The 13196-nt window shown below is 70.7% G+C and carries 10 protein-coding genes; all 10 read right to left on the bottom strand.

Going from position 1 to position 13196, the window contains the following annotated elements:
* Positions 1-82: 82 nt before the first annotated feature.
* From ACZ5C2_RS34860 to ACZ5C2_RS34905, 10 genes are read right to left on the bottom strand one after another with little or no spacing between them, the layout of a single operon-like run.
* Positions 83-991, bottom strand: a complete 909-nt coding sequence (locus tag ACZ5C2_RS34860; protein ID WP_468800302.1) for a replication-relaxation family protein — start codon at positions 989-991, stop codon at positions 83-85.
* On the bottom strand, positions 988-3606 hold the full coding sequence (locus ACZ5C2_RS34865) for an ATP/GTP-binding protein (protein WP_468800304.1): 2619 nt from the start codon (positions 3604-3606) through the stop codon (positions 988-990). The genes ACZ5C2_RS34860 and ACZ5C2_RS34865 overlap by 4 nt, the downstream gene beginning before the upstream one ends.
* Entirely contained in the window at positions 3582-4220 is a 639-nt protein-coding gene (locus tag ACZ5C2_RS34870; protein ID WP_468800306.1) for a hypothetical protein, read from the bottom strand. The genes ACZ5C2_RS34865 and ACZ5C2_RS34870 overlap by 25 nt, the downstream gene beginning before the upstream one ends.
* Positions 4217-5314 carry a C40 family peptidase gene (locus ACZ5C2_RS34875; protein WP_468800308.1) on the bottom strand — a complete coding sequence of 366 codons (1098 nt, stop codon included), beginning with the start codon at positions 5312-5314 and terminating at the stop codon, positions 4217-4219. Before ACZ5C2_RS34875 ends, ACZ5C2_RS34870 begins: the two co-directional genes overlap by 4 nt.
* 47 nt (positions 5315-5361) lie before the next feature.
* Positions 5362-8118 (bottom strand): hypothetical protein, encoded by a 2757-nt coding sequence (locus ACZ5C2_RS34880; protein ID WP_468800310.1) that lies wholly within the window; start codon positions 8116-8118, stop codon positions 5362-5364.
* A 1-nt stretch (position 8119) separates the two neighbouring features.
* The gene (locus ACZ5C2_RS34885) at positions 8120-8476 is read right to left on the bottom strand and encodes a hypothetical protein (protein WP_468800312.1); all 357 of its coding nucleotides are present in this window, start codon (positions 8474-8476) and stop codon (positions 8120-8122) included.
* A complete protein-coding gene (locus tag ACZ5C2_RS34890; RefSeq protein WP_468800314.1) occupies positions 8476-11166 on the bottom strand; it encodes an ATP-binding protein in 2691 nt (896 codons plus the stop codon). The genes ACZ5C2_RS34885 and ACZ5C2_RS34890 overlap by 1 nt, the downstream gene beginning before the upstream one ends.
* A complete protein-coding gene (locus ACZ5C2_RS34895; RefSeq protein ID WP_468800316.1) occupies positions 11163-11744 on the bottom strand; it encodes a hypothetical protein in 582 nt (193 codons plus the stop codon). Before ACZ5C2_RS34895 ends, ACZ5C2_RS34890 begins: the two co-directional genes overlap by 4 nt.
* The gene (locus tag ACZ5C2_RS34900) at positions 11741-12082 is read right to left on the bottom strand and encodes a hypothetical protein (RefSeq protein WP_468800318.1); all 342 of its coding nucleotides are present in this window, start codon (positions 12080-12082) and stop codon (positions 11741-11743) included. The genes ACZ5C2_RS34895 and ACZ5C2_RS34900 overlap by 4 nt, the downstream gene beginning before the upstream one ends.
* A complete protein-coding gene (locus tag ACZ5C2_RS34905; RefSeq protein WP_468800320.1) occupies positions 12079-13014 on the bottom strand; it encodes a conjugal transfer protein in 936 nt (311 codons plus the stop codon). Before ACZ5C2_RS34905 ends, ACZ5C2_RS34900 begins: the two co-directional genes overlap by 4 nt.
* Positions 13015-13196 lie beyond the last annotated feature (182 nt).

The following is a 13196-nucleotide window of genomic DNA, read 5'->3' on the forward strand; positions in this document are numbered from 1 at the left end:
AGTTCGCTAGCGCAAACCTCAAGAGGTTTCGGTAGTAGTTGCAAGGCTGCGACATTCGGCCAGTGGACGTGTCGTCGTGGTGTCACAGCTCGGTCCACGGGCGGGCCTTGCCGCCAGCCAGAGGAACCCACACATCAGAGGTGGGGCCGTGCTCTTCCAGGTCTTCCAGGACGACCGCTCCCAGCGGCACTTCGCGGGCGAGGTCAGCCACGAGCGGATGGTGGGCGACCATGGCCTTGAGGTCGCTGATTCGGTTGTCCATCGCCTGGCGCCCAGCGCCGGTCAGCACGAAGAGGACCCGGGGAAACACCGGGTACCAGCGCAGCCATCCCTGTCCGATCGGATGCCGGCGCCGACCGGCTGGCTGTGGATCGTAGGTCCACAATCTCGCGTACTCGATCAGCTTGGCCGCCAGTCGCTCGCTGCTCATGGTGGCCCGGTCGACCTCGACGAACGCCCGCAGCTTCCGCCGCTGTTGGCCGTCGATGAGGGTGTAGTGCATGACCGCGTCGGCCACGACCTTTTCGCCGTCGCCGATCGAGTGGAACACCTCAGGCGTCCAGTCGAGGTGGCCGTGCTCGTCGCCGCGGCGGCGGGCATCGGCGACGAACTCCAGGTGGGTGCGCAGGACGGTGAGGGTGTGGGGAGTTTTCAGCGAGGCGGCCGTCGCCGAGGTGATCGGGTAGGGAGGGCGGCCGCGCAGGGCGGGCCAGTCTCTCGTCAGGCGCGCGCCCTTTGGCGTGAGGTACCAGACCCGGGTGCGGTTCGACTGAGGCAGCACCACGAAGTCGACCAGGCGCTTGCCGAGCAGCTCGTTCAGGCGCTCCGAGACCGACTGGCGGGAGCGGTCGGGCCGCAGCAGGACATGCAACTGATTGGTGGAGGCCATGCGGTGCTGGGCGAGGGTTGCCAGGATCTGATGCGCGAGCGGCTCCACAGGACTGGGCGTGAAGCCCGCCGTCGTACGGTCCTTTGGCTGGGCGGTGGTCATCCGAACTCCTTCTCCTTCGACAGGTCGACAGCGGCGGCGCCGGCAGGGGAGTGCTCGCCGAGGAAGGCAGCGACACGGCCGAGCTGTCCGGCGGCGCGGTCCGTGAGCTGGTCCAGGGGGAGCGCTTGGGCGTTCGCCTGGGCGGCCCGCTCCAGCGCGGGGACGTCCTTCGGGCGAGCCTGGGCGGCGAAGACGTCATTGAGATGGGGCCCGCGCAGCTGGATGGGCCCGATACGGCGGCCGTGCACGTTCATGGAGACGAAGTGCTCGAACCGCTCCATGGTGGCGACCCGGTCGGGGCTGGGGGTGTCGCCCCACTCTGCGGTGATAGGCGCGATCGCAGACTTCGAACCGGCGGTCGTGGCCAGCGTGGACGCGTTCTGCACCAGGGACAGCCGCACCGCGGACGGGAGGCGGGCCAGCAACTGGGTCATGCCGTGGATGTGGCACCGGTACTTCCGCAGATCCTCGAACATGCTCGCGATGGTCTCCGGGGCCGCGCCGGTCAGCGTGATCAGCTCGTCGAAGTACGGGCGGAACGGCACCCGCTTCTCCTCAGGCGTGTCACGCCGGGAGCGTGCGGCGCGCAGCAGGTCGCGGGCGAGGAGCGCGGTCAAGAGACGGTCAGTGGGCCCATTGCCGCCTGGGCAGACCCACACGATCATCCTGGAGTCCATCGCGGCACGGACGTTGTAAACGCCGACCGGCTGACCGAGGAAGGCGCGGGTGATCGGGTTGGCGGCCAGCCGGGCGATCGGGTTGAGGACTACGGCGAACGCGTCCGGCGGCAGGGTCGGGAACACCGCCTGCCACCACGAACGCGTCTCCTCATCCAGGCGGCCCGCCACCGCGGCGAGCGCTGCCTTGCGGAACTTGGCGTCGGCGAGCAGGGCCCGTACGTGGAAGATCGTGGCTTGGTCCTCGGGCCGGCCGGCCTGGCAGGCCGCCTCGTTGACCGTGACCAGGACGGTCAGCGCGGCGGTCAGGATGGTCAGCGCACGCGGGGCGGTCACGTCGTCCCAGGCCAGTGCGGAGGCGTAGGCGTCGGCGATCGCTTCGACGACCTCGTGCGCTGCCTGACCCTGGTGCATGCCGAGCGGATTCCACGAACTCACCCGCGGGTTGGGGCCCAGGCCGTTGAGGTCGATCAGCGCGATCCGCGGCATCAGGGGCTCGTGCGCCAGGAACGTGGTGGCCCGCGGCCAGGAGTCGCGGTGCGGGTCGACGAAGATCAGCCCTCCGCCCGCGTGCGCCCAGCCGATCGCCTGCGCCAGGGCACGCTCCGTCTTCCCGCCGCCCGCCTTGCCGACTCCGACCTCGAACAGGGTCTCCTCGGCGTAGGTGGCGACCATCCGCTCCCTGCCGTCGGGGCCCCGGTAGATGCCCTGCAGGAGCAACTCGGGATCGCCGAATTCGAAGGTCGGCAGATCACCGGCGAGAACCGGGAGCCGGCAGTGCGTGGTCGGGGGCTTGAGCAGGCCGCACAGCTCCTCCAGGCGGACCCAGTTCGCGCGGGGCGGCTGGCAGTGCCCCAGGTTCCAGCGGCGTTCGAAGCCGTGCCGGGTGGGCCAGTGGTCGGCGCCCACCCGCCATGGTCCCAGCCGCCAGCCGCGCATGGCCCACCGGGAGCGGCCGCCGAACACGTCGAAGGCGGCCTGGAGCTGGGCGAGTCGGGCCTGGGCGCGGCCTTCGGTGTTCGAGGCGCACATCACGAGCAGCTGGACCCGCACCAGGTGGTCGTCCTCGGCGAGCTTGCCCAGCGCCTCGGCCGGCTCCACACGACGAGGAACCGGCGGCATCACCAGCCGCCGTCCGGATCCCGAGCCGGGTTTGTCGCTGAGGAGCTGCTGCATCTGCCAGCCCAGGGAGTCCTCGATGCCGCTGGCGTCCTGCCGCAGCCAGCGCGCGGACCGCTGGGCCTCCCGGCGTTCGGACCGGCGCGCGGCGCTCATCAGCTGCAGTCGGCGAGCCCGGAGCGCCCACTTGGGGGCACGCTGGATGTCGAGCCGGATCTCGGCGAGGTCGCCGAGCTCGGCGCGCAGGTCGGCCACGGCGTCGACGAGCGGCTGAAGCGGGTCGGGAGTGAGCGGCACCTCGCGCAGCGGAGAGGTGAGCTTGCCACGCAGGATGAACTCGGCTCGCACCGTGTGCGTCCGCTGCTCGTCGACGATCGGCCTCGCCTGATTGACGGTGACGTCCGGCCCGAACGGGGTGATGGACAACAGGCGTTCACCGCCCGCCGGGCCCTCGATGCGGTAGCGCAACGGCGCACTGCCGTCCGCGCGCAGCCGGATCTGTACGGCCTTGGCTCTGCGAGGCGCCCACCAGGGCATGGCCGTCGATGCGCGGGCGAGCTGAACACCCCGCCGGAAGATTTCCTCCAGGCTCGGGTCGAAATGCCGGTTGGAGACGAGCTCCAGGGCCATCCGCTCGGCCGAAGCCTTGGCCGCGAGGCGACGCACCACCAGCTCACCCACGGCCCAGGACGCGGCGATCGCCACGGCGAGCAGATACCAGTGGTCGTAGAGCCACTCGACGGCGTCGACCAGGCCGAATACCTGACTCACGGCCGTGCCATCGGCCCGGTCCGTCAGATACGGGGCTGCGGAGTCCACGTCGCTGCTCCCTTCCTGATAGATCGGGCGAAGAACCAGTCGGTGATGCGGAGGTCGGTGAAGGTGCCACCGCGGTCCACGCCGGCCCACACCAGATGAACCACCGCCCTGTCCGGGCTGCCGTCACGGCGGGCGATCGCGGCTTGAATACGGAAGCGAGTCGTGGCGAACGCCGGGGCCACCGCCTGGCCCGAGTCGGGGAAGACCTCCGGCCACTTCTCACGGCCGGCTCCGGTGGCGTCAGCGCGAAGCAGAGCGCGACCTGCGGTGAGCAACTCCCGCTCGTCGTGGGAGGGAAGGTCGGCGGGCCAGGCGGCCTCCAGGTTCCGCTGGACCGCCGGGTCGCCGGCCACGCCCTCGCCGTGCGGCGGCAGAGCGGACTCGACGGCCGACGTTGTCGACGCGGCGGGTGTCACGGAGGGAGCTGTACGCGCGGTCGGTTTGCCGGCGGGAGACGCTGTGGCCGCCGATGACGGATCTGTGGTCGCGTACGCCGTCAACGGCGGGTCTGGTTGCTCCTGACCGTGCGGCACGCCCAGCAGAGCGACGCCGGCAATGGCGAACATGACGGTGCTGAGCAGCAGCAGGCGCGGCGAGCGCGGGGCGGTGGTCACAGCACTCGCGCTCCCCCCGCGAAGCCCGACATCACGTTGACGGAGTCCAGGCGCACCACGGTCCCCGGCCGGGGAGCGTTGACCATCTTCCCGCCGCCCACGTAGATCCCGACGTGATAGATCGTGGAATCGCGTCCGGGAGCGGTGGCGTAGAACACAAGGTCACCGGGCCTGAGCGCGCTAGTGCCGAGGCTGGCCGGGATCCGCCTGCCGATACCGGCCTGGGAGGCCGCGACGCGCGGAAGGCGGATGTCGACCTTCGCATACGCGTACTGAGTCAGTCCGGAGCAGTCGAAGCCCTTGATGCCCGCGCCGCTCTTCCCGCTGGGGGAGCAGCAGATGCCGGTCGACTTGCCGTTCGCGTTGCCGCCGCCCCACGAGTAGGGGACACCGCGCTGGGAGAGTGCGGCCTCGATGACGGTGCGGACCTTTCCTGTGACGTTCTTCAGGTCCGGGTTCTTGGCGGCTGCCGTGTACTGGTCGATCCAGCCCAGCACGTTGGCGACGTACTCCTGCGACCGGTTGTACTGGAAGAGCGCGGCCTTCAGCTGTGACCGTTTCGTCAGGTCTCGGCCGCTGCCGCACAGGTAGATCGCGGCGCCGAGCGCGGCGTCGTCGGCGTTGTGTGGGTCGGCGGTCTTGTCGCCGTTGGCGTCCTGGCCGACTCCTTCCCAGGTGGAAGGAAGGAACTGGAAGGGACCGACAGCACGCTCCGCGGCCGCGGTGCCGTCCCAGCGGCCGTTGTCGGTGTCGGGAAAAACAGTGGTGTTGCCGCCGACGCCGGATCCATTGAGGAGGACCCCGTAGATCCTCGGACGGATGTCCCCGCCCGCGCTGACGGTGTGGCCGACAGCGTGATTGGACTCGACCTTGGCGATTCCGGCCAGGATCGGCCAGCGCATGCCCCGACACTCCGGCACGTGCTTACCGACTTGCTGGACAGCCCTTTTGTACGCGGTCAGCATCCGCGGCGGGATGTCCGCAGCGCTGCCGCCCTCGGCGATCCCGCCGTCCTCCGCACCCGACTTCAGCGCGACGTACGCGCCGATAACGCTGCCTACCGGCGCGGCACAGCACACCGCAGCGGACAGCATTAGAGCCATCACACAGCCCCACCGCGCCATCCGTCGCCGGATCGTCCTCACTCGTCCTCACCGTCCTCCGGCTGCCGCTGGGCCCGCTCCCGACGCAGGCGCTGAGCCTCGGGCTCGGTCCTGCGCATCAGCTCCTGGAACCGCGCGCGGGCCTCGTCACGGGTGTCGCTGCGAGCCCCGCCCCCTCCGGGAAAGACCGGCCTGGACCTGTCCGGTGCAGGATCGGCCGGACGCCGGGGTCCACCGCCTCCAAGCCGCGTCGGGGACGTCGGCGGGCCGCTCGGCCGGGTGCTGACTCCAGAGGCGGTCGAGGATGCGGGCGCACTGACCCGCGGGGAGGCCGGCCGCGGGCGGCCCGGGGAACCGGAGGAACCGGAAGAGCGCGGAGTCGGAGTCGGTGCCGGACGGGCTGGCAGACGACGACTGGAAAAGGGGCCGGAACCGCCGCTGTCGTCCGCGTGCTCACGCAGGACACGGGACACATGACGGCCCGTGTCCGCCCAGGCCCGTCCGTCCTCGCGGACCGTATTGCCCCACACCCGCACCTGCTGGCGTGCGTCCTGGGAGTAACGCGAGCCTCCAGCCCGGGCCCTGCGGACGCCTGCCGGCAGACCGACCGTCGCCCCGTACGCGGCGCGGCCCCCCCGGTGGAGGATGCGGTAGCCGCGGAAGCGGACCAGCCGGTTGTGGGCCCGCGTCGACAGCAACGTGCGGTCACTGTTCTGGTCGTGCAGCACCTGACCCGAGCGGCGGTCCACGACCTGACCGTCCTCGTCGCGGTAGCGGTCGGGCGGACCGCCAGGACGGCGCGGACCCCCTCCGCCTCCCGAGCCACCGTCCCGGCCGCCCGGGTCAGGGTCGCCGTCGGCGGCGGGCTTGCGCCACTTGGCCAGCTGCTCCCTGTCCGGCCTGCGCCCGATGAGCAGCCAGTGCGCACCCTTCCCACCGAGCCGCGCGCCCAGCCCTCCCAGGGCTGCGGCCGCGGTGAGCGGTGCAAGGCCCCGTCCGGCTTCGGCCGTGGCATCGGCGAGGACGCGGCCGGTGTCGACCGGCATGCCCGCACCGTCGGCCAGCGACGTGAGTGCGCCCATCAACCGCTGTCGGGTGCCGAGCATTCCATACCGGCCTCCGCCACCCGAGAAGGCACGCAGCCCGCCTCCGAAACCTCCCGTCGCAGCGGGGGAATTCATAGCGAGTGCCGCGCCAAGTTCGGAGGTGTCACCGGGCATGTGGGTGCCGCCGACCTTGGCGTAGCGCATCCGCATCGCCATGCGACGGCCGAAGGAGGCGATGCCGGTCAGGAGCCGACGGTGTCCGGCCGCGCCGGCGATGGCGAGGACGTCGAGGAGCAGGATCCGCTCCACGACAAGGTCGGGCCCGTCGGTGATGGTGGCGTCGACGGCGATCCCGAAGAAGGGGATGAACGCGCAGATCCCGACTACGGCGAGGCACGCGATGCCCCACACAGACAACCACTTCCATACAGACTGCCGCGGAGGCCCGGGCAGTGTGGCGGCGATGAAGGTGACGCCGCCGACGGCTGCCGCAGCGGCACAGATGCCCTGGGTCCCGAGAAGGACAATGACACTGGACAGCAGCATGCCGCAGACGAACAGTGCGGCGATCAGCAGCAGCAGGGCTCCGCCGAGCCGCCACCAGGTGGGCTTCTCGGCGTAGGCGGCGCACGCCTTGCCGACGTCGCCGGCCTCCTTCATGTCAGCGAGGAACGCGGCGAACTCGCGGTCGTCGTCACTGACAGCGGCGTCCTCCAGCTCTCTGGCAGGACCCGGGGGAAGTGCCGGGGTCGCCTCCGGAAAGTCGGAACTGTCTTCGCTGACCACGCCTTCCTGGTAGCCGCGCTCGCAGTAGGCCCGGGCGGGCCCTTTGATCTTGCTGCAGATGTCCTTTCCGCGTGCCGAGACCCTGGCCTCTCCCGCGGTGTAGGCTCCGCTGACCCACTTGAGATGGACGGTGTAAGCCTCGCGGTCGGAGCTGTTAGCGGGGTCGAGGATCCGCCCGTACTGCAGCAGCATGAAGGGCTTGACGATCAGGGCGTTGGTGACCGAGTCCTGAATGGGGCGTGCCACTTCCGATGAGGAGACGGGTGATTCGCCGTCGCGTTGCGCGCACTCGAACTCGGCGTCGCCTGTCCTGTGGGAGCAGGGGTCGTAGCTGGAAAGCTTGCCGCCCCAGTCGTAAGAGTTGACGCTGTGCCGGGCGACCTCGGCGGCCACCTGCTGGGACTGACCCAGAGGACCACTTGTGCCCAGCAGGGTGTCCGGGCGGATGAGGGCAGAGGCGGCGATGGCACCGATGAGCAGGGTGAGGAAGATTTCACCCAGGCCGCGGCCGATCCGCCCGCGCACGATCATGAATCCGGCGAAGACGAAGGCCCACGCGAGCAGCAGCCCTTTCAACCCCAGCGTGTCGACGACCACAGTGTCGTAGGTGGCGGCGACCTTCTGCGCAGGATGCGTGAGGATCGTCAGCAGCGGGAACCGGAAGGCCACCTCGATCGCCCAGCCGGCCAGTCCGACCAGCAGCCGGATCAGGGTGAACAGCCCCGACAGGCCGAAGGCCAGGGCCTGCGTCTTGAAGGCGATGATGGAACCGCCCGAAGCGTTCAGGTCGTACCCCTCGACGGGCACGCCCTCGGACGAAGTGATGTTCAGCGGGGCGAGAAGATCTTCCGTGTCGCTGTTGCTGGCCGCGTACACGACCTGGCTGTTCACCATGAGAAACACCCCGGTGAGCAGCACGACGAAGCCGGCCGAGCGGAGGGTCGATCGGTCTGGACGGTACATTTCAGCGCCGCCTTTGCCCAGCAGCACTCCGGAGTCGCCACATCACGAGCGCGGCCACACCAGCACCGGCCGGCACCAGCCGCCACGCAGTCCCGGTAACGCCCGGCTGCCCGGCGGAGGCGGTCGTCGTGGCGCCGCGCTCGCAGTAGTCCTTGGCCGGACCCACGATCCTTGCGCACGGGTCCTGCTCCGTGCGATGGGCGTCTGCAGCGAAGGCCTGCCCCGTGTGCGGCCACCACGCCTCTGGCACACTCACCCCGACGGCCAGAACGAGCACGCCGACCGCGACAGCGATCACGGTGAGGACACTCGCGGCCGCGGCAAGACGCCTGGAGCGGTCCCAGGTTGAAGAGGTCATCAGACGAGTTCCTTCGGACGGGACCCTGCGGCCTCACCGGCGAGCGGCTCACCCGCGGACGGCGAAGCAGCGCTCGCGCGACGTCCCGGTGTGGTCGTGATGGACGTGGTGATGCGCGGGATACTGGGGATGGAGACCTTGACCCGGCCGGTGTTCTGCCGCGGGCAGGTCAGCAGGAACTCGCCCGCCCGGCCCTTGCGACCGACGGGGGACAAGCCGGTGGTCACCAGCCGCAGCAGCTCTCCGTCGTGCGGGTCGAGACCCACGAACTCCAGACCGCGGCGGGCACGCTCGCGGTCGGCGGTGCGGGCGAGCGCGCGGTAGGCCATCAGGCCGCGGTCGGGGCCGAGTTCCTCGGCGTCGTGGGAAGCGGCGAGCAGGCCGGCCCCGTGCTTGCGGCCGTCGTGGAGGATTTCGTGGACCAGCGCGGTGCCCTCGGCCGACGAGGTGAGCCAGTACAGTTCGTCGGCGACCACGGCGGTGAACCGTTCGGGGTCCTCGAACGCGGTCTGCCTGGCGATCGCGGCGATCAGGTAAAGCACCGCGCGGCCGATCAAGGCCTCCAGCGGCTGCTGATGCAGGACCTCCGGGTTGTCGAACGCGGCCTTCGGCGGCAGCTTCAGACCCGCCGTCGTGATCACGATCATGTCGGAGGTGCTGGACGCGTCCAGGTGCACCGGCGGCAGCGTGGGGTCGAACACCATCCGTGCCAGGGAGTTGGTGGCGACCACGCGGACGAGACCGGCGAGGGTGGCGGCCGCGTCCTGCCGCTTGCCCACCTCGCTCGTGGCCATCTCCTCGAGGACTTCCAGCACGCGATGCATGGACGGCTGGTTGCTGGCGGCGGCCTGCTCGACAGCGTGGTGCAGGACCTCGCCGTTGGTGCTCATCGGGCCGATCCCGAGCTGCAGAGTGAGGTAAGACAGGGCGTAGTGGCGGCCCTCAGGCCCGTCGAACATCCTCAGCGGGTCGATGGACACCTCGGCCTGGGCGGCGTCGATGATCTGGACACGGCCCTTGGCGGCGGTGCGGGCGAAGGTCGCCCACTCGCGTACGGGGGTGCGGTCGATGCAGATGGCGCACCCGCCGCGCGCCCACACCGCTTCCGCGATCAGCTTCTGCAGGACGCTCTTGCCCGCGCCGAGGTCCCCGACGATGCCCATGGACGCGGACGCGTCCACCTTGGGCGCATCGGCCACATTGATCATGACGGGGCGGGTGGTGCCGCTGTCCAGGTCGATGCCGAGGAACATGCCGTTCGGGTCGCCGACCTCGGAGGCGGTGAAGGCCCCACCCAGCGCCCAGTCTTCGGAGATCTGGTGCTGGGTGAACTCCCGCACCACACCCGGGCGTACGGTGCCGGGCAGTCCGAGCGTGAACAGGGCCTCTTGCAGGCCAGCCGGGCGTACGGCGCGGTAGTCGGCGCCACCCAGCAGCGCCGCCAGTGCGCGCGCCCGGGCGTCGCACACGGCGGCAGTCGGCCCCCACACCGTCAGCACGGTGACGGACTGCACCTCGACCTCCACGCTCGTGCGGGAGAGCCGGGCATCCAGCTCGCCGAGGTCGCGGGCGGCCTCGGTCAGCGAGGCGGGCATGCCGGTGGGGCGGGCGTCGTACTGGTCGGCCTGGTCGATGAGTTCGTTCTTCTTGCGCCGCACCTGGTCGCGGGCCTTCTCCGCTGGAACCAGGACGAGGTCGACGGTGTAGTCGACGGGGAAGTCGAGAGTTTCCAGCTGGGCAAACAGGTCGGCGGCGTCCTGGCTGACCGCGGGCGGGCACTCGGCCAAAGCGAGCTGCGCCTGGTAGCCCACCCCGGCGTCGGCTTCGACCTGCAGCCAGCGCCGCCCGAGCGGCGAGCCGGTGTTCAGCCGCCACCAGGCCTTCCGCCCGGACCGTGTGATCCGGCCGGTGCTCTTGAGCTCATCGACGTCGTCCAGGTCGGGGTCGATGCCGCCTTCCTGCAGACGTACTTGACCGAGGTCGGCATAACTGGGGGAGCGCAGCACACCGTCACGCAGCTGCCCGCCGTACAGGTCGCTGGCCTCGGCTTCCGCCAGCAGCGGCTCGGCCAGGCCCCGGTGAAGGGCGTGCTGGATCATCCACACGATTTCCGCCGGGCGGGCCGGGCGGAAGGCGATGCCGCCGGCGAGCGCGGCCTCCACCCGGGAGGCCTGCTCGCGGTAGGCGGTCACCTCCCGCTGCGCCACCGGCGCCGGACGCATGCCGAGCATCGGAGACATCTCCGCCCACGCCGCGCCGAGGGAGGCCGATACCTGCAGGCCGGTTGTCTCGCTCTGCAGCGGCACCGCCAGCCACAGGGTGCGGTGGTGCATCTCCTGGTCGTCCAGCAGATCCAGGGTCGCCTCGACGTTCTCCACCCACGGGTGCCGACCCGTGCCCGGTGCCGTGTCGGCCGGCTCGATGCCCTCGATCATCTTGAGGGCGATCTCGCCGGGGTCGACCTGCGCACACAGCCCGAACAGCCGCGGCGCCCCGGACAGCGACCGCACCAAATGTGTGATCTTGGCGAGCTGTTCGTCACGGACCGCGGCGGGCACGTAGGTGCCCTGAACGGTCTCCTCGTGCTGTCCCTGCGCGTCCGGGCCCGGGTGCAGGCGGTAGACGGCCCACACGCTGCCGTGCGTCGACCAGAGAAGGTGCCCGGCGATGTGACGGATCGGAACTCTCACCGCACACCCCCGCCCTGCTCGGCAAGCGCGAGCAGCTGCTGCACTCCCGACACCGGCCCCACCGGCACCGCCGTAGCAGTCGGCTCCGAGCGGTGCCGCGTGGCCGAGTGACTGGCGGCCGGGCTCGGGTGCGGCGCCCGGCCGGAACGCGGCCGCACCGCAGGGGACGGTACGGCGGCCAGAGAGGGGACGGGCGCGTCCTCGATCGTGAAGCCGCCGATCAGCAGGTGGGGCGCGCGGTCGCGGGCGGCGCGCCCGCCAATCCGCCCTCCCTGGGGCTGCCAGAGGAGAAGCACCCAGCCCAGTGCCGCCTGCAGCGGGGCACGACCTCGGATCTTCGGACGGCGGACCGCCCAGATCGACAGCAGCCAGGCCGCGATCGGGATCGGCCCCATCCACGACCACCAGCTGATCGTCTTGATCAGCAGGAATCCACCGCCGACGGCGACCGCGATCTGCGCAGGTGTGTACGGGCCGAGCGGGATCTTCCAGTCCGCGACCTTTCCCAGCACCCAGGGATGGCGACGGGCGGCGGTGTAGAAGCGCCCCACCCGGCCCGTGGCCGCTGCGGCGCTCACAGCCAGCCTCCGACGCCAGTGGAGTGCTCTCGTACGACGGCGTCAGAACCGTCCACGATGCCGGGGACAGCGGGCGCGCCCTTGGCAGGGTTCTTGACCTCGTCCTCGAACATGTCCGAGAGGTCCTCGCGGGAGTTGTACAACCCCAGCGCGATGATCATCAGCAACAAGGCGCCGATCCCCGCCTTGAGGCTGAACTTCTGGATCATGATGACGACGACGAGCACGAGCAGACCGGCCTGCAGACCCTTGGTCGCCCAGTCCTTGAACATGTTGATCCAGCTGTCGCCGAGGTCGTCCAACTGACCGGCGAGGATCACGCTGTTCACCGTGTTCACCGGGCACCCCCGTCCAGGGCCGTCCCGGACTCAAGAGCCGAGACTTCCCAACGGCCCGAGCGCGCCGTGAGCGCAAGCTCGTAACCCAGCGGCCACCGCCCGCCGGTGTCCCGGGCTTCCACCTGTGCATGGACTCGGACCTTCGTGCCGTCGGCCGGCACCTGCTCGGCGGCCGCGGCCTCCTCGACGGCGGACACCTGCTGCACCGTGACCGCCGTGTACGGGGCGGGGGAGACCGGCGACAGGCTCACACCGGGGGCGAGGTAGCGGTCCACCTCTCCGGCACCGGTCAGGTAGGCGGCGAGGAACTCTCCGACGGCCGCCGACAGATCACCCTCCGGGACACTCACGCCGTACGACGACTTCGGTACCTCGGTCCGGCCCGGGCCGGCCACCACACCGGGCGCACCGGTCACGGCGAACGAGGCGCCCGCGCGGTCGGCGGCCACCGGCACGGCGTAGTACCGCACCGCTCCGTCGGCGTACTGCGCAGCCACCGTCACCGACCACGCGCCGTCCGTGCGCTGCGCACTGCGCACCGCCGTCACCGACGCCGGCGTCGACTGCGCATCCGCAGCGGGGTCGGGCAGTTCGACGTCCGGCGCCATCGACTGCGCAAGCCGCGCCTGCGCACTCGAAGCGTCGTCCGCGCTGCTGCGCAGCCACGCGTGGACGAACAGCTGCGCATAGCCGGCCGGATCGGCGGCCTGCGCCGTGGTGCGCACGGCGGCGGTGGGCTTGGACGGGGTGGCCGCCTCGACCGTGGTCGGGGTGGAGGTGATGGCAACGCCCAGAGCGATCGGGCCGGCCGCGATGACGGTCCAGACCGCCAGGCGCGACAGACGCACTCGGCGCCGCATCGCCTCCAGCCGGGCGCCTGCCGCCATCGGAGCAGCGGCCTCGCGTTCCGAGGCCTGCTTGCCAGGAGACATGGTCAAACTCCCAGGTCAGAACGAATGTTTCTGACCTTGAGAAAACCTGCGGGCCCCGACCCGACCACCGACCACGAACCCCCGACCACGGTCACGATGGGGACACGAAGTCCATGGTCGGGGCCATGGTCGGCCCGACCACAGGCCCGACCACGGGGCAGCCGCGAGTTGGGAACCGGCGC

This window comes from Streptomyces sp. NPDC031365, assembly GCF_055569765.1.